The following is a 22,766-nucleotide window of genomic DNA, read 5'->3' as shown; positions in this document are numbered from 1 at the left end:
CCGAAACGTCAGGATCTTCTAGTGTGAGGGAAACAGCCGGGCGAATTCGCATCGGCGAGCGCCCACATATGTCTTTTTTCGAGTTTGCGAAGAAACAGAAAACCTGATCAGGATGAGGGTGTTAAAGGGTCTCATCAGTGCCGGCGGAAGATTGCCTGGTCCGGCATGATGCAGATCATCGAAGTTTGGACCGCAGCAGGAAAGACTGCGGACAGGAAATGGGCAGGAAACGGGAAACGACATGAGCGGTCCGACTTCACTCGATGGAACCTACGATTATGTGATCGTCGGGGCCGGAACGGCCGGCTGTGTTCTGGCAAACCGGCTGACCGAAGATCCTTCGGTCAAGGTGCTGCTTCTGGAAGCCGGCGGTTCGGACAATTATCACTGGGTGCATATCCCGGTCGGATATCTCTTTTGCATTGGCAATCCGCGCACCGACTGGATGATGAAGACAGCCAGCGAGCCGGGCCTCAACGGACGCAGCCTGGTCTATCCGCGTGGCAAGGTTCTGGGTGGCTGTACGTCCGTCAACGGCATGATCTACATGCGCGGCCAGGCGGCGGATTACGACCATTGGCGTCAGCTTGGCAACGTCGGCTGGTCCTGGGATGATGTGCTGCCCTATTTCCTGAAGTCGGAAGACCATCATGCCGGAAAGTCAGGTTTGCATGGCGGTGGCGGTGAGTGGAAAGTCTCCAAGCAGCGCCTGAAATGGGAAATCCTCGAAGCCGTTCAGAAAGGCGCACGGGAGTTCGGTGTCGAACCGCGTGCGGATTTCAATGACGGCAGCAACGAAGGCAGCGGTTTTTTCGAGGTCAACCAGAATGGCGGCGTTCGCTGGAACACGGCGAAAGGTTTCCTTCGCCCGGCACTGAAACGGCCGAACCTGCGCTTGATCACCCATGCCGAAACCAGGTCGATCCTGCTGGAAGGCAAGCGTGCAGCCGGTGTTACCTTCACCGTGAAGGGGCAGGAAAGGACCGCGCGGGCGGAGCGCGAAGTTCTGCTGGCTGCGGGGGCGATCAATTCACCCAAGATCCTGGAGCTCTCCGGTATCGGCAATGGCGCGGTGCTGTCGCAGCACGGCATCGAGGTGAAGCATGAACGTGCTGGCGTTGGCGAGAACCTGCAGGATCACCTTCAGATCCGAACGGTCTACAAGGTCAAGAACGCCAAGACCCTGAACACCATGGCCAACAGTCTTTTCGGAAAAGCCTCGATTGCGCTTCAATACGGGTTGATGCGATCCGGGCCCATGTCGATGGCACCCAGCCAGTTCGGCATGTTCACCAAGTCAGATCCGTCGCTTGAAACGCCGGATCTCGAATATCACGTCCAGCCTCTCTCGACCGACAAGCTCGGCGACCCGCTGCATCCGTTCCCGGCAATCACGGTTTCGGTGTGCAACCTTCGTCCGGAAAGCGTTGGTGCGTCACATATTCAGAGCGGTGATAGTGGGCAGCAACCCGACATCAAACTGAATTACCTGTCGGCGGAAAAGGACAAGCTCATTGCCCTCAAGTCCGTACGTCAGGCGCGGGAGATCATGACGGCCAAGGCCTTGCAGGCCTACCAGCCGGAGGAAATCCTGCCGGGGCCTCAGGTCGACAGCGACGAGGACCTTCTGAAAAAGGTCGGCGATATCGCCACCACGATCTTCCACCCGGTTGGAACCTGCCGGATGGGTCCGGACGAACAGTCGGTTGTCGATCCTCAGCTGAAAGTTCGCGGTCTCGATGGCCTTCGGGTTATCGATGCCTCGATCATGCCGAAGATCGTTTCCGGCAACACGGCTTCGCCCGTGGTGATGATCGCCGAAAAGGCGGCGGACATGATCCGGATGAAGCAACGGGGCTGAGCTTTTTTGGGTTGGAATAAATCGGCGGCGGCCCTTATGAGGCTCCCTGAACATTGCCCACCCACTGCCTCATCCTGAGGAAGCGTGTCAACGCTGTCTCGAAGGATGGGCGGCATATTCTGGGCAAGCGGCCCATCCTTCGAGACGGACCTGTTGGTCCTCCTCAGGATGAGGAAAGATGTGTGGTGGCGTTTCTTGTTGTTATGCAGCAAATGCCTGAAACAGCGGGCTTAATCAGCCGCCTTCACCCGATACGGAACGATACCGCGCTGGCCTGAATCGATGAAAGGTTCCTTGTCGACGGCCGGGAAGGCGCGCTGGTCGCAATTGTCCCTCGGGCAGATGCGGCAGTTGACGCCAATGGGCTCGGGCGAGGAGATCTCGTCGACTGCAAGCCCGTCGGCATAGACCACCGCATCGGCATATTGCACCTCGCAGCCGATACCAAGCGCGTAGCGGCGCTCGCCGCTGCGGTAGTCCGGCTGGTGTTTGGTGATGCTGGTCGCCACGCAAAGATAGCGTACTCCGTCAGGCATCTGGGCGACCTGCGAGGTGAACTTGTTGGAATTCTGTTCAAAGGCCTGATGGACGTTCCAGCGCGGGCAGGAGCCGCCGAAGCGGGCGAACTGGAACCGGGTTGCGCTGTGGCGTTTGACGACGTTGCCGGCCCGGTCGATCTTGACGAAGTAGAACGGCAGACCTTTGGCGCCGGGGCGCTGCAGGGTCGACAGACGGTGGCAGACGGTCTCGATACTGGCGTCCAGCCGATTCGAAAGAAGCTGGATATCGTGCCGGGTTTCCGCAGCGGTTTTCAGGAAGTCGTCATAGTCCAGGATCAAGGCGCCCGCGAAATAGTTCCGCAACGCCAGCCGCGCAATGCTTTCCGCCGACTTGGTCTTGAACCTTGCCTTGGTGACCTCTTCCGAAATGAGGTCTCGTACACACAGTTCGGCGACGACTGACCCAAGCAGGAAGCTCTTGGTCGATTGCGGAATGGCACTGTAGAGCGCGATGGTGCGGGCGAAATCGTCCTGACGGATCAACGTGCCTCGATAGTCCGGAAATTCCGTGACTGATATACCGAAGCGTTCCTGAAGCCAGGTGGTCAGGGCGGTGAACTTCGAAGGGGCTTTCGAAAGTCCGATTTCCAGCGAGAGCTTCTCCGCGGCCCGGTCGATGCTGTCGACGTAATTGTCCATGTAGTGGAAATAGTCGCGGACCTCTTCATAAGCGGATTTCCGAGGTCCGGGACCGCTTTCCGGACTGCCGCCGAGCTGGACCAGATCGTCCTCGTTCGCTTCCCGGTCGTGATAGGTCCGCAGCGCGCCGTAAAGATCCATGATTGCCTTGGTGACGCCTGGTGCCCGAGTGACCAGCTCATGCACTTCCTGCCGGCCGACGGAGGCTGTCAGAAACTGGGTGTCGGCGAAAATTTCCTGAAGATCCTGCACCACCCGGTCGAGGTCGTTCTGCTCGAAGGCCGACAGATCGACGCCAAAGATCCTGTTAATCGTTAGCAACACCGAGGCGGTGACCGGGCGGTTGTTGTTTTCGATCTGGTTCACATAGGCGGTGGACAGGCCGATTTTCTTTGCAAACTCCACCTGGGAAAGGCCGAAATCCGAGCGGATTTGCCTCAACGTGTGGCCGGAATAGAGTTTTTTGCTCACGCTTGGCATCCTTCAGGATCAAATTGCAAAACTTTAACATTATGCAGTATGCATTTTAACATTTTACAATAGCCGGATAATCATGAAAAGTCCTGCCACCACGGAGGAATACAAACCCAAGGAACATAGTGATGACCGCCCATTTCGCCTTGCCGACAAGTTCCGCAGTCAATGGTAGCGCCGGCCCGTTCGCCGCAGGCATCCGTTGGCCGATCAACCTCACCGACCTGGTGACGCCGCGCCAGCTGGAAATCATGGTGAAGCTGTGCGAAGGCAAGGTGAACAAGCAGATTGCCTATGAGCTGGACGTGTCGATTGCGACCGTCAAAGCGCATATCCGCAATGCCATCACCCGTTTAGGGGCGAAAAATCGCACCAATGCGGTTGCCATCGTCGCTGCCAACAGCGCGATTTTCCAGAACGCAGCCGCCTGATCTGGTGACAGACCAGCCTTCCGGACATCCAGCCAGAAACCTGTGGGTGTCCGGAGGTGGGTCAAACTGAAATACCGGTGCAGCCAGCTCGACTGTGTTTGATCAGGCGTGCGTCTGACAGATTGTGCAAGCCCCATCGACTGCGGCATATCGCGAGAAAATAACCGCGAACCGCAGCCAGTCTGACGGCGAGACCGCCGTCAGACGCTTGCATTTCGTCGAAAACCTGCTTCCCGACCCCACTGAACATACGAGCCGGACGTTTCCGGCAAAGTATCAGGCTGTCCGCTTGATCATGGATGTGCGGATGCTTTCCACCTCCGCGGCGAGGAAGTCGCAAAAGTCCTTGGCGACAATGGAAATCGGCCGGTGGGTCGGTGTGAGGATCGACAGGCTGTTCTGTATGCGCGGCCGGAACGGACGAAAGACGATCATGGGCGGGCCCATGCCGAGCCGACCTTTTTCCTGCGCGTTGTAGGCCGTGATCATGTCGCACATCAGGGCGCAGAGGCCTGCTTCGACGAAGCGGAGCCCAAGCCAGGCCGTCTGAAGTTCGAAGCGCTGGTTGAAACGAACTCCGGCATCGCGAAAACGGGCGAGTGTCTGCCGGTGGCTGCGATGTTCTGAATGAAGCAGCGCCAGCGGATATCCATCCAGTTCAGTCGGGGTAATGACTTCCTTCGAGGCCAGCGGGTCGGTCGCGGGGATCGCGCACATGCATTCCAGGTCGAAGTCGATCTGGTCGAAGGAATTTCGGGCTCTCGGTGTTTCTGCAAATCCGATATCGAATTGCTGCGCGGCGATCAGCTCCTCGATTTCGGCTGACGTTCTGCTGGCCAGGGCAACCTTGACGCTTGGCTTGTCGGCAATGAACTTCGACAGGCTGTTGGGCAGGAAATCAGCCGTCGCTTCCGGTATGCCTGCGACCCGCAGTTGGCCGTGTTCCCGGTTGGCGAGACCGCGCAGGGTGCGCTTGGAAATTTCCAGCCGCTTGAGAATGGCTTCCGCTTCTTCCAGGAAGAATTCCGCTTCCGGTGTCGGAACCAGACGGCCTTGCTCGCGAACGAACAGTTTCAATTCCAGTTCGGTTTCAAGACCCGCGATTGTGGAGCTGACTGCAGGTTGCGTCCGGCCAAGCGTACGCGCGGCTTCAGAAATCGAGCCACTTCGCATGACCTCTCGAAAGGTCGCCAGTTGCCGAATAGAAAGATTCATGGTTCTGCGAGAACCGCCCTCTCAAATCTCCACCTTTATTAATGTGTCGCCTAAACAGGTGCAGGTCAACACATGCAGAGAATTGTTGTGTATTCTTGTGGGTTTAGCTGAATAAACGCGAATAATACCTGCTTTAATTCCGTAATATTGCTATATTACGAAATCGAATGCTTCCCTTTGCGTAAGCTCAAGCCGTCCCGGCAAGCTCGGGACGATTTCCGGCTGGTCTCAAGGTGCCGGTGACCAGAGCCTTGCAAGATCGAAGTTGTTGACGTCCTCAAGCAGCTCGATAAAGCCGCGTGCTGCGTGATCGAGCGATTGCCGACCCTTTTCAGCCGTGGCCAGCGAGGCGTTGCCGAGCGCGCCCGTTATGTTCAGGTCCTGCGCCTTCCAGCCGTATTGGGCTTTGCCGTGGCCACGCAGATGCTTGAATTCCTGCAGGTATGTTTGCTGTTCCGAGGGAAAATCGGTGGCAAGCTCCATGCGGACAAGGTCAGGACGCAGATGTAACATCAGTGATGTTTCGATGTCGCCGCCATGTATGCCGTAGGTGAATTCCGCGTCGGCATACAGTCCGTCGGGCTGACCGAACCGCAGCCAGTTGGTGGCGGTGACGAACATGTCGTGTTTTACGCGTAGCTCCCGCGCCACGATATCCAGAACAGGAACGTTGCCGCCGTGGGAATTGATCAGCACAAGTTTGCGAATTCCGGCACGAGCGACGCTTTCACCCAGCTCTAGCCAGGCGCGTGTGACCGTGTCCCAGGCCAGGGTCAATGTACCGGGTGAAGAGATGTGTTCGTCCGATTTGCCGACGGCCTGTACGGGTAGAAAAGTGACAGGCAGACCAGAGGGCAGAAGCTCGAGTACCCGCTTGACCTGACCTTCTGCAATCGTCGTGTCCGTCGACAGTGGCAAATGCGGGCCGTGCTGTTCGATGGCCGCAACGGGAAGAACCGCGATCCAGTCTTCAACTCCTTGCGACTGAAAGTCGAGGGTTGTCATGTCTTGCCAATACGGCTTGGGCAGCATGGATCCGTTCCGCTTTGAAGATACGTCACTTTCTCCTTTGCATAGCGTGTCCGGGCAGGCAAGAGGCGGTAGCAGAACGGCCATTGAGCGAGTGGGTCTTCACGAACTTATGATGCTGGATTCTTAACCGGTGTTTAGAATTTGCTGACGCCTTTTTGGGACAATCCGCGCCATGATCGGCGCAATCCTGTCAAATACGCCGGCAACGATCCTGAGAGGAAGCGGTGTCGCGGCTGAACGCGATCCTGGTTCTGGGGAAAATACCCAGGGCCGGGACCAGGCTTCTGCGCGTGCAAGCCAGGCAAGTGCCCAGGCAATCTCTGCCCGTGCCGGCAACACGCCGACCTTGACCGCACAAGCCGTGATCGCCCTGCAGGAAGCCGACGGGGCTGCCGATGCGCCGGGTAGATCCCGCCAGGCAACTGCATCTGGAACTCCCGAAAGCGAAGAGACCGAGACCGGAACGCCCGCAAATGCGGCGCCTGCTGGCGACAGTGCTGATGCGGAGGCCGAAGCCGCCAGCGGTGGAGCTGGCCAGGCGCAGGATGATGCTGCAAAGGACGAAGATCCTGATGGCGACGGCCTTGACCAGGCCGAGGAAAAGCAGGTCGACAAATTGAAACAGCGAGACCAGGAAGTCCGTGCCCATGAGCAGGCACATGCCCGTGTTGGCGGTGCTTATGCCGGGGCGCCCAGCTACACCTTTCAGCAGGGACCGGACGGCAAGCGGTATGCCATAGGGGGCGAGGTCCAGATCGATACCTCCAAGGAACGCACACCGGAAGCCACGATCCGCAAGATGCAGGTTGTCATTCGCGCTGCGACCGCACCTGCCGATCCGTCTTCTCAGGATCTGAAGGTGGCGCAGCAGGCAAGGGCCCAGATTTCCGAAGCGCAGGCAGAAGTCCGGCAGAAGAAGTCGGAAGAACTGTCCGGGGATGATGACGACGGGAATGTCAATTCCGCCTCCGGTCCCGATCCTGAAACTGTCGGTGCGGACAGCACGACTAGCCGGAACAATTCTGGCGGCTCGGATAGTGCCGAGAATGCTGGCGGAACGAGCGGGGACAGGGCCCGGGCGGAAACCGCTGCAGCCATTTCCGCCTATCAGTCCGCAGTGGAGCGGACCAATGAAATCCAGTTCCGTCTGTCCGGGCTGGCCACTTGAGCCGGCAATCCTGGTCCTGCGTAGAATCGAGGGCTGGCTGCAGGCATTTTTTCCTATCGCGGAAGCTGGTTTAAGGCGCTGCTCATTTCACCCGGAATGATGCTTGTCAGGCCGGCACTCGCGTGACAGAAAGACGGCTCCCTTTCGGGCGCTCGCCCTCCCAGAAAATGTTAGCTCCATGTCAGTTTCAATTCAGCGCCAAGCCATTGCCGCGCGTCGTGTCGTTTCGGCGATCTTCTTCATGTGCGGAACCAGTATCGGTACGTGGGCATCACGAATTCCCAATATCAAGTCTGCAACCGGGCTCGATGAAAGCGGCTTCGGCATTCTTCTGCTTGTCATGGCTTGCGGTGCGTTTGTCGCCTTTCCGATAACCGGAATGCTGATCGACCGCCTGGGCGCGGCCCCCATGACAAAGTTGCTGGCGGTCGCCAACATCATCAGTTTCGTTCTGATCGGTCTTTCGCCCAACGTGGCCTTGCTGACCGCGGCATTGTTCCTGGCAGGGCTGAGCATTGGTGCGCTGGATATTTCCATGAACGGCTGGGGTGCTGAAGTGGAAAAGGCGCTGGAGCGTCCGATCATGTCCTCCTATCACGGGCTGTACAGCCTGGGTGCGGGTGTTGCTGCCCTGGCCGGCGGGCTTGCGATCATGGCGGATCTCAGCGTGCTGTCGCATTTTGTCCTGTGGGGCATCGTCGCGGCGCCATTCCTTGTCTGGTATTGGCGCCAATCCTGGCCGCAGACCAAGACGGAAAACGAAGATGGCAGCAAGGCACCGCTTTTCGCTCTGCCCAAGGGGGCTCTGGTGCTGGTCGGGCTGATGGCGCTGGTGGCAGCGCTGGGCGAAGGCGCAGTTACGGACTGGGCCGCGCTCTATCAGATCGAGGATCTTGGCATTGCCGAGTCGATCGCGCCCGCCGCTTTCACGATTTTCTCTATCGCCATGGTGATCATGCGCCTGTCCGGTGACAAGGTGATCGCCCGCTTCGGGCCGGTGCCGACCGCACGGGTCAGCGGTATCGTCGCGCTGCTCGGGTGCATCCTGCTGGTCTCCGGCGCAGGTCTGTGGTCTGTGTGGGCCGGCTGTTTCGTCATGGGCCTTGGATATGCGGTGCTGTTTCCGCTTGCCATGTCGCGGGCAGCCAGCGATCCGCACATGTCGAAAGGGGCTGCCCTTGCGGCCGTTGCGACACTTGGCTATGGAGCTTTTCTGTTCGGTCCGCCGCTGCTGGGCTTTGTTGGCGACTATCTCTCGCTGAGAGCGTCGTTCATCACCGTTGCGGTGCTGACGGTTGCCATTCCGCTGCTTGCGGGGGCGCTCAAGGTCAAGGACTGACGGATACTGTGGAGACGGTTCACATAACGGGAACGCTGGAAGCGATCACATGACGTCACACAAGAAGGCCCCCGTCGTCGTATCCCTGAACGGTATCGGCAAGGTTTTCGAAAACGGCACGACCGCGCTCGACGATTTCTCCCTGGATGTGCGCGAGGGCGAATTCGTGTCCCTGCTTGGGCCATCCGGCTGCGGCAAGTCGAGTGCGCTCAGGATCATCGCCGGATTGTCCGATCCCAGCACGGGCACCGTTTCCTGGCCGGCGGAGCGACGCGGGCAGGAGGAACATGAGCTCGGGTTCGTGTTCCAGGAGCCGACCCTGATGCCGTGGGCAACGGTTTTTGCCAATGTCTGGTTGCCACTGCGGTTAAAGGGCGTATCTCGCCAGGCTGCCCGGGACAGGGTGATGGAAGCACTTGCGACCGTCGGACTGGCCGACTTTGCAGAAGACTTTCCCCGTCAGTTATCCGGCGGCATGAAGATGCGGGTCTCGATTGCCCGGGCGCTTGTCACCCGGCCAAAAGTTCTTCTGATGGACGAACCCTTTGCCGCGCTTGATGAAATCACCCGGTTCAAGCTTAACAACGACCTGCTGCACCTGCAGAAGACCTTCGGCTGGACCGTGCTTTTCGTGACGCATTCGGTATTCGAATCCGTCTATCTCTCCAGTCGCATCGTGGTGATGGCCGCCCGGCCAGGCCGGGTGATACGCGAGATGGAAATCGACGCGCCTTACCCGCGAGAAGACAGTTTCCGGACTTCCGCCGAATACAGTCAATATTGCCGCGAGGTTTCCGATGCGCTGCATGGTGCACTTGAGCCGGCTGACGCGCTTTAAAAAGGTGCCGGATGTCCATGGTAATGGTCTGTATCACCGTTCGACAGAGGGACGTCAGCGGTCGGTACATCAAAAGTTAGCTGGATAACAGGCGCCAAGTCTGCGCAGTCTCAGTAAAATCGACTTTTCCCGGGCGAGTGTCATTTGACGGTTAAATACTCCCGCTAGGGTTCCGCCGCATCATTGATGAACGTGATTCGAGTTGATTGGAAGACGGGGTTGCTGCGATGGCTTTTAATTACAAGAAAAGCATAACGTTTCGGCTGGTTCAGGCGGCGAAGGCGCAGCGGGCCCGGTCCGGGGCGCATCTCATGCGAATCGGGCTGCACCCCGGCCAGGAACTGGTGCTGAAGGTTCTGGCAGATACGGACGGGCGCACAATGAGCCAGCTGGCTCTCGCGCTTGGTGTGCAGCCGCCCACCGTCACCAAGATGGTGACCCGGCTTTCCAGTCAGGGATATGTTCGCCGCCAGGTTTCCGACACGGACGGCCGACTTGCCCGGGTTTATCTGACCGATGTCGGCCGTGAACTGGTGCTGTCGGTGGACAAGGCCTGGAAGCGTCTGGAACGGGAAGCCATGTCCGGTCTGGAGGACAAGGACCGCAAGAAACTGCGGAAGCTGCTGCGGCAGGTCGAGAAGAACCTGTCGATTTCCGTCGACGACGACCCGGAACACGAGGCCGATTTCGACACAGACGGCGATGAAGTCGCAGAAGCCAAGGAAAAAGACAAGGCCAAGGCGAAGGAACTTTCAGTGGCCTGATCCGCGTCTGGCTGCCGAAACTCCCGTCAGCAGCCAGGTGGCACCATGTGCAGGGCGGCCGGGAAAGATTACAAATCCGTCATTTGAAAAGGGGCTTTGTGCTTCTTACCTCCGTCGCAGCCAGACTGGCACATACGGAGGATGCACACATGCAACTGAGGTATCGGACGATAAACGAGGACCGCGGTGCCCGCCGGGCAGCAGAGCTGCGAGACCGGTTCCGGCACGTGTCGGATGCTTCCATCAACCACCCGCAATTCGGTTTGAGACAGGGTGCGCAAGCCCGCACCTGGAGCGAGGTCAAATCCCGTCAGTCTCAATTTCAGGAGCTCATGGCCTGGAGTGTGCTGGCGGTGGTGATGGTCTTCATCGGATTGATGATACTCTAGACATCGCTGCCATCCTGGCTGAAACCGACCGGTGACGCTTCGGACAAAGCGGCACCGGCACGAGATGAACACGCGGCGAACGGCTGGACCGTTCGTCGCTTTTTTGTGTCTACCGGCCATGGCCCATCTGGGGGATGCAGGGCTCTGCTCTCCGGCGCTAGAGCATTCGCGTTTCACAAACGGTTGATCCGGCTTATGAAGATTGTCGAGGACGTCGCAAGCAACCGCTGTCGTCAACAGCAACTGGGGGAATGCCATGAGTGCCAAGGTGATTGGGGGGAGAAAGAAATGGTTCGGGCAATCCACAGCCGTCAGGCGCGGCAAAGCTGCCCGGCTCTCTGCGACGCTGGATCACGGCAAAACCCTACGGCCTTTCCTGGCATTCATTGTTCTCCTTGCCGGAACAAGTTCAGCGGTAACCGCGCAGACGCCTGATCCCGAACCGAAATTGCCGGCGGGTCTTGAAGCCGAGATTGAGTCTTGCAAGGCGGATCCAGCGAACCGGATCGGCGGCGCCGCGATTGGCGAGTGCTTGGAGGACCGGGCAGCGGAACGGCGGGCGGAACTGGACCGCAGACGCGAAAAACTCGCTGAACGGCTCTGCAATCCCGCGCATACGAAACAGCTGTTTGAAGGTGGAAAAACCTGGGAGGCGCTGCGCCAGAGCGAATGCGGATTGCTTGGCAAGCTCCCGGGAAATACCGCGTCCTATATCAACATGGCGTCCTGCGAGATGACGCTGGCACTTCAGCAAAGCGAGGCGCTGGCTTTACTGGAGGATTTTGCCAATCCGTGGTGCCCTTCCTACGAACTGGTCGAAGACGCAAGCCGGAAGGGCGAGCCGGTGCCAGGGGAAGCGGTCGAGATTGTGGGCAGCTCCCTGTCGTGGACATTCGAGTCCACGCCAGACGCCCGGATCGTCGTGTCGGACAGTGTGTCCGGAGAGGTCGTTCCACTCGATATCTCTGGCTGCTCGTTTTGTTCGGGTGATGCGGACAATTGCGAGCAGGACGGTATCTACACCATGCGCGAAGACCCGGAACGTCCGCTTTTTGTCGCGGTTTGCCACAAGGGCGCACATTCCCAGCGTCTGACCCTGTTCGACCCGGTGGTCCGGGGCTCTGAACCCGTCGTCGAGAGTACGGGCGAATATTTCATCGAATGGCAGATTCAAAAGGGACGGCTGGAGTACCGGCCGGACGGGGCAGGGGGCGCAGTCTGGCCCGAATACGACTGACCAATCGCTGTCGGCTGGACCGCCTTCATTTGAATGCTGTTTCCAGTTCCTCCAGCAAGGCCTTGATCCGCCGCACCCCTGACCTGCCTTTTGGATAAACAGCCTGTAGCCCGGCGGGGGGCAGCTCGAATTCCCGCAGCAATGGCACGAGTTTGCCCGCTGCCAGGTCTTCAGCAACATCCCACTGGGACTTGCGGGCAATCCCGAACCCGGCGAGACACCAGTCGCGCACCAGCCCGCCGTCATTTGCCGTGCGCCGCCCACTGACCGGACAGCTCACTATCTTCCCGTCGATCAGGAACTGCCAGGCATTGTCGGGCTCGGAGCCAAAACGCATCAGCAGGCAATCGTGCCGGGCAAGGTCGCGGGGATGGTGCGGACGGCCATGGCGTTCCACGTAAGACGGAGCCGCACAGACAATCCGGGCGTTGGCCGCAAGTTTGCGGACGATAAGTGTTGAATCCTTCAACTCCCCATACCGTATCGCAACGTCGTACCCCTGCGAGGCAACGTCCACGAAACCGTCGCTCAGGTGAAGATCGATCGTCACGTCCGGATGAGCTTCCAGAAACCGATCCAGCACAGCCCGAAGGCGTGTTCTGCCGAGGTCAAGCGGTGCCGACAGGCGAATGGGGCCGGCCAGTCTTTCCGCGCCTAACCGGATACGGGCATCCAGCTCTTCCGCTTCGGCGAGCAGGCGGCGGGCGCCGTCCAGCAGCAAACGTCCTTCCTCGGTCAGGCTGAGGGCGCGCGTGCTCCGTGTCAGCAACCTGACGCCGTAGTGAGCCTCAAGTGCTGCCAGCCGCTCGGACGTCGTAGCGGGGGAATAGCCCATCTCCCTGCCCGCGGAGGCAATGCCTCCCGTTTCCGCAATGCGCACGAACAGCGCGAGATTGTCCATCATTATTCGAAAATTCCGAATTTTGGTTTCGGAATTGTCTCAATTATCTGTCTCTGCCGCAAGCATTAGGTTCGTGGGCAACAAAGGCAGTCCGATGATTGCTGCCGGAAAGGAAACGGAATGCTGCTCGATCATATCACCATCAGAACCCACGACCTGGTGACGACACGTGCCTTCTTCCTTCGGGTCTTCGATGATCTGGAGGAGCGTCCGCGTCCTCGCCGCATCAGCCAAATTCCGGGGCACTGGCTCTACTACGGCAATGAACCTCTCATTCATCTGATCGGAATTCCTCCACACGCCGAAGAGGATCGGCAGGCCGACGGCTGGGACCATATCGGTTTCCGCCTCGAAGGTTACGAGGCTTTCCGGGCAAAGCTGGAACGGCTTGGCATTGCCTATTCTCCCATGGAGCTGCCGGAACTGGGCGAGCGTCGTCTGTTCTTCCGCACGCCCACCGGTCAGCTGATTGAAACCGTCTTTCGGGAAACCGACCAAAGGAGTGCATGAGATGGCATTTACCCAGGAAACAAGAACCGTCGTCATTGGCGGCACATCCGGCATCGGAAGTGCTGTGGCCGATGCGCTGGAAAGCCGGCCGGGAGAGGTCTTGCGCGCAGGGCGCTCCAATGGACTGGACGTTGAAGACCCGAAAGAGGTTGCTGTCTATTTCACCGCGATCGGTCCGGTTGATCATGTGGTTTTCACGGCCGGCAGCCAGGCGCCGGGTGGACTTGTGTCCGGTCTTGATCTCGAGGCAGCCAAAACCGCTTTCGACACGAAATTCTGGGGTGCGGTCGCGGTGGCACAGGCTGCGGCCAAGCATGTTCGACCGGGCGGTACCGTAACATTCACCAGCGGTTTTTTGGCGCGGCGAACGGTTCCCGGTACCTTTGTGAAAACCGCAATGAATGCGGCGCTGGAGACAGGTGCCAAGGTGCTGGCGAAGGAGCTTGCTCCCGTCCGGGTCAACGTCGTCAGCCCGGGCCTTACCGATACATCCGCTTACGCCGCAATGGATCCAGCCGCCCGGACAGCCATGCTGAACAAGGCTGCAGAGACCCTTCCCGCCGGGCGTTTCGCAAGACCTGCGGATGTGGCGGCAGCCTATCTCCTACTGATCGACAACCCTTCCATGACCGGTGCCGTGATCGATGTCGACGGCGGCGCCCTGATCAACTGACGTTTGTGAAAGGACTTTCCATGAGCAGCCTGTTCGACCGATATGACCTCGGTCCCCTTGCCCTGCCGTCGCGCATCGTGATGGCTCCCATGACGCGCTCGCGCAGTACGCAGCCGGGCAATGTGCCCAATGACATGATGGCGGACTATTACGCCCAACGGGCAAGCGCCGGGATGATTGTCAGCGAGGCCACGCAGATCTCACCTCAGGGCCAGGGTTACAGTTTCACACCCGGCATCCATTCGGCGGAACAGGTCGATGGCTGGCGCAAGGTGACGGACGCCGTTCACCAAAAAGGCGGACGCATGGTGTTGCAGCTCTGGCATGTCGGCCGCATGAGCCATGCCCAGTTCCAGGGTGGAGGCCAGCCGGTTGCCCCTTCGGCCATCGTCCCGGGTGCGTCCATCTGGGCAGTTGATCCGGAGACCGGGCAGGGTGGCATGATCGAATGTCCCGTTCCGCGAGCACTCACTGCTGAAGAGGTTTCTGCCATCGTCGAGGACTACCGGACAGCTGCAGCCAATGCCAGGGCAGCCGGGTTTGACGGTGTCGAGATCCATGCCGCCAATGGGTATCTGATCGACGAATTCCTGCGATCGACCTCCAATCGGCGGACGGATGCTTATGGCGGCAGTCAGGAAAACCGCATCCGGTTTGCGCGGGAAGTGGCCGAAGCCGTTTCAAAAGTCATCGGGGCGGAGCGGACCGGCATTCGCTTTTCACCCTTCATCACCCAGCGCGGCATGGACGATCCGGCCGCACCGCAGACGATCCTGAAGCTCGCCGGGGAACTGGACAAGATCGGTCTTGCCTATGTTCATCTTGCCGAAGCCGATTGGGACGACGCGCCTGAAACGCCCGAAAGCTTCCGGGCTGCCTTGCGAGAGGCCTACTCCGGTACCGTCATTGTTGCCGGCGGCTATACCAAGGTGAAGGCAGACCGGATCCTTGCAGATGGATATGCGGACCTCGTTGCCTTCGGTCGTCCTTTCATCGCGAACCCGGACTTTCCGCGCCGCCTGGCGGACGGATTGCCGCTTGCCGATTTCGATGGGTCGACGCTCTTCGGTGGAGATGCCGCAGGTTACACAAGCTATCCGGTGGCAGCATGACCAACCCAATGAGCAAGGCAGAGATCGCAATGGCTACCGACAGGGTCGGGACGCATCTGGTGTCGGAAGAAAACGGCGTGAAAGTCTGGCATCTTCGACTGGCGCCGGGAGAGACGCTGCCCGCCCACCGGCACGAGCGGCCTTATTTCTGGAGCGTCCTGACCGATGGCAAGGCGACTTCTCGTCAGGCGGATGGCCGCATTCTGGACGTGACCTACAGGGCGGGTGATACCCGGCATATGTCAGATCTGTCGCCGGATACGGCCTTCGTGCACGATCTCACCAACACGGGCGAAGCGGAACTTGTTTTCGTGACCGTCGAATTCGTTCGGTAAACGGGTTTCGGCGTCAGGACGAGTGGAATGAGGACGATACCTGTTGCTTTGCTGCGAGCACAGGATCGTCCTTTTCAGCGTCTGCGGCAGCATCAGGCGGCGTATACTTGTGCGTTTATTTTCAGCTTGAATGACGCTATAATTGTGTCCTTGGGTTCCGAAGCCTGGGAGAACGTGCGGTTGGCCGTATTTTGACCGACAAGACGCATATTCTCATCCGACCGTCGGCGGTTGACTGACGTGTCGGCTCGAAGAGACAGGCTCGATTGATTTAACGATTCTCGATACGGTGTTGGTCATGCCGGTAACCAGTGCAGAGCTGAAGCAGCATCTGGAGCAGAACGAAGCGGCTGTCGACAGGGTGTTGCGCCGGGTTCAGGGGTTCACGGATTCCCTGATGACGCTGGATGCCTTGCGCAGCACGGCGGGCATCACCGGGCAGCCTATTGAAGAACTGCTGGCTGATTTTCTGAACGAGGAAAATCTTGGCTGGGAGTTCATGTTCCACCTCACCCAACCAATCGAGCCGATCAACGCCGCCAATTTCGACCTCGAGGATCTCGGTGATTTCGCGCACAAGATGCTGGGCTTCAAGCTGTATGTTTTCGACGAAATAGGGTTTTGCGGTATCGCGACACTCGTGTCTCACCGGCTCGCGCTGACCGCCTGGCATGTGACAGTCAAGGACAAGCGGAAGGAGCGTCGGTCCGGCCTCACGGTTCGCACGCAAGAAGGGAGCAAGTCGCTGCGCGTGCTTGGTGTGCGTTTCGAGATGCCTTGCCATGACGATCAATGGGATGTCGGTCTGCAGGACGGGGATATCCTGCGTGCCAACCCGGATGTCGCCTTGCTCGCCATCGAGCAACCGATGACAACGTATTACGAATTGCCGGTGAAACCTCCGGCGTGGATCACCGGGCGGAGAAAGCTTTGCCTGAGCCACAGACAAGACGACAACGGCAGGGGCGTCACCTTCGTTACCGGTCGTGCGACGATCGATGATCCGCCTCGTATCCAACTGGAATGGGAGGACGGTGTCACCAGACCCGGGTCGTCAGGCGGGTCGGTTTTCGACACGGATCTTGCATTCGCCGGCTTCCATCAGGGACAGCTGAACGGCGTTTCCGAGATCGTTCCTTACGCCACCTTCGCCGGCATAGAGGAATTTACCCAGGCAATTGCGGAGGACCGGGCACCGCCTTACATCTATTCGCTGACAGGGCGTGTCGATGGTCATCTGATTATCGGACGGCAGCGCTATTGTCATGCCATCCATGACGTGGTGCGGGGAGCCGCCCGTCACTTGCGCGGGATCTGGATCAAGCGGATGGAGATCGACCAGACGACGGGACTGGAATTTTCCTACGATCTCTTGTGTCAGGTTCTGGCGCAGAACGGTCAAACGGCGCAGGTGTTCAGGGTTGAACTGTCTCTGGGAATGGAAGACCTGCTGGAAACGCTGAACGAGAGATTGCACGGCGGAACGCCGCTGCTGGCACGGCCGGGGGCTGCGGACGACGAAACCAGTGAAGGGGCAAGCGACAAGGACCGCGCCAGGCAACTGGTGGACCTCCTGGCCAAGACGACCGGCGCTACTGCGGACAAGCCGAGCTGGATTTATTTCGACAATCCGCGCGGAGGCTTGCGCAAGGCGGCACAACAGCAACTGGAACTGCTTCTGGCAATGATCCTGAGCGATACGCGCCTTCGATTTGTCATGGCCGGTGGAGAGACCTACAGCGTTCCGGGGCCAAAGGCGGAAAATGCCAGTGCGCTGACGGGGCCGGGAGTGATGGTGGATTACATCGGCCAGTTCGACCGCGAGGATGTGCGTCATACGCTTGAGGCGATCAACCGATCGCTGGGGCTTGGCCTGCCGACGCATGTGGTCGATTTCGTTCTGATGCAGGCCCTTCACGGCGTGCAAGCCCAGGGAACGGTCTATCGCAGTGCGGAAGTGAAAACCGTTTCGGAGAATCTGCAAAGGTCTCTCGCACCGTTGCTTCCGGCCGAAGGAGCATCATCGCCATGAGCAAGGACGGTGACCAGCTCTCGGAAGGCCTGAAGGCGGCCATGCGGTTTGCCGCAACGCGCAAAACCTTCACGCCGCGTGATGCGGTGGAGGCGGCGTCCAAGGTCTTGCAGGAGAAGCTGACGCCATTGACGATTGCCCGGCTGCTGACGGAGCTCAACAAGGTCGTCCTGGAAATTTCCTCCGAGCCGGTCTGGTCTCTTCGCAACGGGCCTCGCCATGGTGTGCTCAAGACCATCGAAACACCGGAGGAAGACACACCTGTTGCCAGAGCCCTGCGTGGTGACGAACCGTTCTCGCAGGAGACCATCGAACGACTGATTGCGGAAACACCGGATCTGCCCGAGCAGGATCAGCTCAAACGGATCGAAGAGATTTCCGATGACCTCGACAGGGCCGGACCGAGTGCGCCTGCCTATCCGTTGCTGGTGCGCCTGCGCGGTGTCATGAACCGCGTGGATGCCGCAAGGCGGGCCAATGCCATGCTGAGCCGGGAGTTTTTTGGCCGGGAGAAGGAACTGGCCCGCTTGCTCGACTGGTGCGCGCGGCCCCAGGAAAAAACACCTGTCAGCGCCTTGTTCATCACCGGCCTGCCGGGTATCGGCAAATCCTTTCTGATTGACCGGGCAATGGCGGAACACAGGTCTGTTCAAAAGGCGCCAATCGTTCTGCGCCTGGACTTCGACCGGCGCGGGCTGAACCTGGAAGATCCCGACAAGCTGGTACATGAGCTCTCCCGCCAGCTGGGTGACATCCTGACAGACGAAGCCCCCAGACTGCGTGACCTGAGGCTCAAGTATTCCGGCAATGCGGAAACGACCGGCACGACGGTGAGCAGTACCCTTTTGCCGACCGAGCTGGTCGATGCCATGGGCGCTGCGGTGCGGTCGCATGGCGGGCAGGTGGTCCTGGTGCTGGATACGCTTGAAGTGCTGCGTGGTCATGGCGAAACCCGGCCCATTCTGCTGTTCGAGGTTCTGGACAATCTGGTGCGGGCCGGGCTGTCGCCGATCTCGATCATTGCGGCCGGGCGGGGAGATGCACTTGATTCCGTTCGTAAACGCATCGAGGGACCGCCTCTGGAGCTGGAAGGCCTGAGCGAGACGGAATCCCGCAATCTTCTGGACAAGTTGGGGGCTCCCCCGGATTTGCATGACAGGATCTTCGAACTTTCGCGTGGCAACCCGCTGATGCTGCGGCTTTCAGCCAAGGTAACGCAGGCGGAGGACTTCGATCCGGGTGAACTGGAATACGGCGAAGCAGGCAGCATCACGGAAGCCTATCTTTACCGGGCTATCCTTTCGCGCATTGACGACCCGCTGCTGGCGAAGCTGGCACACCCTGGTCTTGTCCTGCGCCGGATCAGCGCCGAGGCAATCCAGTTCGTTCTGGCGCCGGCGCTCCGGCTCGGTGAGGATATCGATGAAGCTGCGTCCAGGCGACTTTGGCAGGAACTCAGCAGCCACCATTGGCTGGTGGCCGTTGACGGTCAGGACTGGCTGAAACACCGCGGCGACCTGCGGCGGGAAATCCTGCCCATGCTCTACGTCGAAAAGCCGGAGCTGGCCGCAAGAATCGACCGGGCGGCGGCGAACTGGTTCGCCGGGTTTGACCGTGAGACCGCGCTCTATCATGCCTTCCAGGCGACGCGTGCCGGAGACCCGATGCCCGAATTCACCGCAGCCGACGTTGCGGGCCTCAGCGAAGATGAACTGGACGAACTTCCTCTTCCGGCGACGAATGCCATTCTGCAGGAGCGCGGCGAGCGCTCACGCCGGGCGCGCTACACCAGCAGCGAGCAGGGAACATCCGAACCGGTTCCGACTTCGAAAGCGGAGGAGGTCGAGCCGGAGCTGATCCGCGAACTCGAACTGACCCTTCGGCGGGGAGATGTGTTCGAGGCCGATCATATCTTCACCCTCAACAACGCCTTTCCACGAAATCCGTCACCTTCCCGTCCCGAAGCTGCTGCCACGCTTGCCTATTTCTGGCTCTCCGGCCAGTGGGCGCGGGCCATGTCCCTTTGGCGGAAGCTGCCGAAATCCTTGCTCGAACGATTGAGCCGGGAAGACCCGGGCCTCTACGGGCTGGTCCTGCTGGAAATCGAGGCGGAAGCGGATTTCGACGGACTTGTCGCCCGGTTGCGTGGTGATGAAAAACTGGCGGCAACAGCCTGGCAGGCGCGTTCCGAGGGTTCCAGGATTGCCCTGAAAGGGGCGCTGGAATTCGCTCTCATGGCCAGCCAGGAAGGGCGCCCGGAGTATGTGGAGATCCTGGATCCGGTTGCCATGTCCGTCTTCAGGTTCGGCGAGAGGGTTTCGGAGTACCCGGCAGATGCAATCCGGCAGGGTGCCAACCGCGCCGAGCGGTTTGCGATCATGACCGGACAACAGCATCCCGACACGGATCAGCACACCATTGCCCGAATGAACCCTGCGATCGCGCCCTTGAGCGTTCTTGCCCGCATTCAGCACAGTCCGCGCATGGCGCAATATCTGCGCGGCTTTTACGAGGGGTTGCATGAAACGCTGGAGATGCTGGGAACACCTGATCTCTTCGACAGTTTCGAACGCTATTCCAGCGACATCGAGATCGAAGGACCGGAAATTCTGGGAGCACTGGGCCTTACCTGCGACTGGGTAGGGGCATTTGCAGTGTTCAATGCTGTTCCGGATGCGCCGACGGTTGCGCGGGCGGCCGAACGCTGGCGTCGCTTCAGTGGCGGTATCTGGTCCTACCCGGGTACGCCGCCGTCTTACTGGGGCAACGGCGAGAGCGATGTCTTGCTGATGGCGCGGGTCAACAGTCTGCTTTCGCGGAAGGATCCGCCGGCAACCGCCCGTGCGCTGTTGCGGCGATTGGCCTATGCGGCCGACTATCCCGACACGGAAGAAGGGGCCCGGCGTGCCCGGAGTGTTTTCGAGCGACGGCTGATGCGGCCTCTGGCAATGGCGATGACCGCGGGCTCTGCCCAGGACATTGCAGCTGCCCTTGCACCCAGGCTCATGGGGCCAGCCTTGACAGCGGCGTTGGCCGTGATCGGGGCTGATGCTGCGAAAAGAAACGAACCGGTCGACGCGTCGACATTGTTCTAGTCGCGTGCGTTTGCAGGTTCGTCAAACACGAAAGAAAGGAGAGAACCGGGCACTGTTCAGGTTCCGTGTTTCCGGCAAGGCCGCAAGCCTCGTCGATGCCCGAACCTATGGGGAATACCGGACAATAATACAGACATTGATATTGGAGGAATTTCCATGAACACGCGAGCATTATTGGAAAGTCAGGGACGGCTCGAAGCATTGAAATCGGGCGGACGGCTTGAGGCTGCGAAACGCGCCATCGAGGCAGGACACCCCTTTGTTGAGCAACTTGGACTGGACATACCGGATACGCTTGATGCGCTGGATATGTCCCTCGGCCAGCTTGAAGCCGCCGGCACGCCGTTGACGCAACTGGAAGCCATCGTGCGACTGGTTACCCGGCCGCCGATGGTTGTTGAAAACGGCGCGGTCTCGCTGATCCCGCTGCCGGATGAGTTTGGTGCCGACATAGACATCAAGATCAAGCGGAACGAACACTGGATCGGCTCGGTCGGGCGGGTTGAATTCATCAACCACTCGATGACCTGGGGCGGAACCGCCTGGGTGGTTGGAGAAGAAGCCGATGGCCGGCATCTTCTTGTCGTGACCAACCGGCACGTCGCCAAGATTGTCGCACGCCGAAACGCCAGGGGAGAGGGCGTCTTCATGCGCTCGCCCTTCACGATGGTCCGTTACGGTGCGCGCGTGGATTTCAACGAAGAGGTTGGCGCGTTGCCGTCAGACGAGCGCCCGGCCGAGATCCTTCGCTTCACCTATCTTGCAGATGATGCCAGCGCCGATGTCGCGATCGGGCGGATCGAAAAACCTGCCGGCTTCGCCGTGGCGCCCTTGCCTCTGGTGGATACGGACGCGGAAACGGACGAGATCGTTGCGGTGATCGGCTATCCGGCCTTCGACAGCCGAAACGACCGCACCGAAATGGAGAAGTATTTCAAGGGCCTCTACGATGTGAAGCGGTTTGCTCCGGGCAAGATGATGCCGGTTGAGCCGGGAACCGTGCTCAGCCACGACTGCACCACGCTCGGTGGAAACTCCGGCTCGCCGATCCTGAGCCTTGATCGCAACAAGGTGGTGGGGTTGCACTTCGCCGGAGCCTATGGAATTGCCAACAGCGCTGTCAGGGCGAGCACGCTGCGGGACCTTCTGTCAGGCAATCGGCCCACACAGGTTCTGGTCGAGGCTAGCCTTGAACAGGAGGTGGCCGACGGTTTCCACGACCCGAACCATTTTATCGGCCGGAACGGCTACGATCCCAACTTCCTGTCGAAAAAGGTCGACTTTCCGAAGTTGCCGGACGGCATGTTCAATCTGGCCAGCCCGGCGGATGCGCTCGCTGGTCGTCCGCATGAGCTGCGCTATACCCACTTCGGGCTTCTCTATGATGTCGATCGCAGAAGCCCCGTGGTCACCGTCGTCAACATCGACGGCGAAAAGGCAATCAAGATCAAACGCAAGAAACCGGACAAGTGGTTTTTCGATCGGCGCATTCCTGTGGAAGCGCAACTCGGCAAGGGCGACTTCCCGGGAGATCTGGACCGGGGACACATGGTCCGGCGCGAGGACCCGAACTGGGGCGATGACCGCCCGGTGGCGCAACTGGCAAACGACGATACGTTCCACTACACGAACGCCTCGCCGCAGCATTCCTCCCTCAACCAGAACCGGTCCACCTGGCAAGGTCTGGAAAACCATATCCTCGACAGCACAAAGACCCATGCCTTCCGTGCAACGGTCTTTACCGGCCCCCTTTTCGACGACGACGAGGATCCGTTCCTCGATGGGGTCGGCATCAATTTGCCCCTGCAGTACTGGAAAGTGGTGGTGATGGATGCCTTGCAGGACGACGGCAGTCTTCGCCTGCACGCGACCGCCTATCTGTTAAGCCAGGGACAGGCCATTCAGAAATACCTGCAGGACCGCCGCGAGTCGGAAGCTGTCGAAGGGTTCGCCTTTGGTGAGTACAAGACGTTCCAGGTGTCCGTTGCCTTTCTGGAAGACCTGTCGGGCTTCGATTTCGGACCGTTGAGGGATGCAGACCCGCTGGCGGCGCTTGAAGACGAGCTTGAGCTGCCCGACAGCGGACCGCAGTTTGTCGAGATCACGGGAGCAGATTCTCTGGTCCTGTGAGGAAATGTGAGCCTGCCGCCGCTCCGGTCTT

General features: G+C 59.6%; 19 protein-coding genes. 15 read left to right on the top strand and 4 right to left on the bottom strand.

Annotated features, from left to right (window positions below; translation table 11 throughout):
- Window positions 1-241: 241 nt before the first annotated feature.
- Window positions 242-1,861, top strand: a complete 1,620-nt coding sequence (locus HCG46_RS07800) for a GMC family oxidoreductase N-terminal domain-containing protein (protein ID WP_168685471.1) — start codon at window positions 242-244, stop codon at window positions 1,859-1,861.
- A 230-nt stretch (window positions 1,862-2,091) separates the two neighbouring features.
- On the opposite strand, the gene HCG46_RS07795 is transcribed toward HCG46_RS07800, so the two are convergent.
- Complete coding sequence (locus tag HCG46_RS07795; RefSeq protein ID WP_205838382.1) at window positions 2,092-3,540, bottom strand: helix-turn-helix transcriptional regulator; 1,449 nt, start codon at window positions 3,538-3,540, stop codon at window positions 2,092-2,094.
- A 122-nt stretch (window positions 3,541-3,662) separates the two neighbouring features.
- Here HCG46_RS07795 and HCG46_RS07790 point away from each other — a divergent pair, with 122 nt between their 5' ends.
- Window positions 3,663-3,965, top strand: a complete 303-nt coding sequence (locus tag HCG46_RS07790; RefSeq protein WP_077291702.1) for a LuxR C-terminal-related transcriptional regulator — start codon at window positions 3,663-3,665, stop codon at window positions 3,963-3,965.
- A 276-nt stretch (window positions 3,966-4,241) separates the two neighbouring features.
- On the opposite strand, the gene HCG46_RS07785 is transcribed toward HCG46_RS07790, so the two are convergent.
- Together HCG46_RS07785 and HCG46_RS07780 are read right to left on the bottom strand one after the other, a co-directional pair.
- The gene (locus HCG46_RS07785) at window positions 4,242-5,180 is read right to left on the bottom strand and encodes a LysR substrate-binding domain-containing protein (RefSeq protein ID WP_031270575.1); all 939 of its coding nucleotides are present in this window, start codon (window positions 5,178-5,180) and stop codon (window positions 4,242-4,244) included.
- 228 nt (window positions 5,181-5,408) lie between these two features.
- Window positions 5,409-6,212 carry a creatininase family protein gene (locus HCG46_RS07780; RefSeq protein WP_168685466.1) on the bottom strand — a complete coding sequence of 268 codons (804 nt, stop codon included), beginning with the start codon at window positions 6,210-6,212 and terminating at the stop codon, window positions 5,409-5,411.
- Window positions 6,213-6,384: 172 nt separating this feature from the next.
- Here HCG46_RS07780 and HCG46_RS07775 point away from each other — a divergent pair, with 172 nt between their 5' ends.
- The 6 genes from HCG46_RS07775 to HCG46_RS07750 all read left to right on the top strand — a co-directional run bounded on the left by HCG46_RS07775 (window position 6,385) and on the right by HCG46_RS07750 (window position 11,947).
- A complete protein-coding gene (locus HCG46_RS07775; RefSeq protein ID WP_168685464.1) occupies window positions 6,385-7,380 on the top strand; it encodes a putative metalloprotease CJM1_0395 family protein in 996 nt (331 codons plus the stop codon).
- Between the two features lie 178 nt (window positions 7,381-7,558).
- A complete protein-coding gene (locus HCG46_RS07770) occupies window positions 7,559-8,719 on the top strand; it encodes an MFS transporter (RefSeq protein WP_077291705.1) in 1,161 nt (386 codons plus the stop codon).
- Between the two features lie 49 nt (window positions 8,720-8,768).
- Entirely contained in the window at window positions 8,769-9,557 is a 789-nt protein-coding gene (locus HCG46_RS07765; RefSeq protein ID WP_168685462.1) for an ABC transporter ATP-binding protein, read from the top strand.
- 227 nt (window positions 9,558-9,784) lie between these two features.
- A complete protein-coding gene (locus HCG46_RS07760; protein WP_168685460.1) occupies window positions 9,785-10,321 on the top strand; it encodes a MarR family transcriptional regulator in 537 nt (178 codons plus the stop codon).
- A gap of 149 nt (window positions 10,322-10,470) precedes the next feature.
- Entirely contained in the window at window positions 10,471-10,710 is a 240-nt protein-coding gene (locus HCG46_RS07755; RefSeq protein ID WP_145915713.1) for a hypothetical protein, read from the top strand.
- A gap of 256 nt (window positions 10,711-10,966) precedes the next feature.
- Complete coding sequence (locus HCG46_RS07750) at window positions 10,967-11,947, top strand: DUF1311 domain-containing protein (RefSeq protein WP_168685458.1); 981 nt, start codon at window positions 10,967-10,969, stop codon at window positions 11,945-11,947.
- Between the two features lie 25 nt (window positions 11,948-11,972).
- On the opposite strand, the gene HCG46_RS07745 is transcribed toward HCG46_RS07750, so the two are convergent.
- On the bottom strand, window positions 11,973-12,851 hold the full coding sequence (locus HCG46_RS07745) for a LysR family transcriptional regulator (protein ID WP_205838381.1): 879 nt from the start codon (window positions 12,849-12,851) through the stop codon (window positions 11,973-11,975).
- 117 nt (window positions 12,852-12,968) lie between these two features.
- Here HCG46_RS07745 and HCG46_RS07740 point away from each other — a divergent pair, with 117 nt between their 5' ends.
- The 7 genes from HCG46_RS07740 to HCG46_RS07710 all read left to right on the top strand — a co-directional run bounded on the left by HCG46_RS07740 (window position 12,969) and on the right by HCG46_RS07710 (window position 22,735).
- Window positions 12,969-13,358 (top strand): glyoxalase, encoded by a 390-nt coding sequence (locus tag HCG46_RS07740; protein ID WP_168685456.1) that lies wholly within the window; start codon window positions 12,969-12,971, stop codon window positions 13,356-13,358.
- 1 nt (window position 13,359) lies between these two features.
- Window positions 13,360-14,031: an SDR family oxidoreductase gene (locus HCG46_RS07735; protein WP_168685454.1), complete on the top strand. Its 672-nt coding sequence runs from the start codon at window positions 13,360-13,362 to the stop codon at window positions 14,029-14,031.
- 20 nt (window positions 14,032-14,051) lie between these two features.
- Window positions 14,052-15,143, top strand: coding sequence for an alkene reductase (locus tag HCG46_RS07730; RefSeq protein ID WP_168685452.1), 1,092 nt, complete (start codon window positions 14,052-14,054; stop codon window positions 15,141-15,143).
- On the top strand, window positions 15,140-15,478 hold the full coding sequence (locus tag HCG46_RS07725) for a hypothetical protein (RefSeq protein WP_023003669.1): 339 nt from the start codon (window positions 15,140-15,142) through the stop codon (window positions 15,476-15,478). Before HCG46_RS07730 ends, HCG46_RS07725 begins: the two co-directional genes overlap by 4 nt.
- A 298-nt stretch (window positions 15,479-15,776) precedes the next feature.
- Window positions 15,777-17,510, top strand: coding sequence for a trypsin-like peptidase domain-containing protein (locus HCG46_RS07720; RefSeq protein WP_168685450.1), 1,734 nt, complete (start codon window positions 15,777-15,779; stop codon window positions 17,508-17,510).
- Complete coding sequence (locus tag HCG46_RS07715; RefSeq protein WP_168685448.1) at window positions 17,507-20,605, top strand: AAA family ATPase; 3,099 nt, start codon at window positions 17,507-17,509, stop codon at window positions 20,603-20,605. Before HCG46_RS07720 ends, HCG46_RS07715 begins: the two co-directional genes overlap by 4 nt.
- Window positions 20,606-20,761: 156 nt before the next feature.
- On the top strand, window positions 20,762-22,735 hold the full coding sequence (locus HCG46_RS07710) for a DNA/RNA non-specific endonuclease (RefSeq protein ID WP_168685446.1): 1,974 nt from the start codon (window positions 20,762-20,764) through the stop codon (window positions 22,733-22,735).
- Window positions 22,736-22,766: the final 31 nt, after the last annotated feature.

The organism is Labrenzia sp. PO1, from assembly GCF_012273635.1.
GTDB classification, from domain to species: Bacteria; Pseudomonadota; Alphaproteobacteria; order Rhizobiales; family Stappiaceae; genus Roseibium; species Roseibium algicola.
This window is presented reverse-complemented; position numbering and strand designations above follow the sequence as displayed.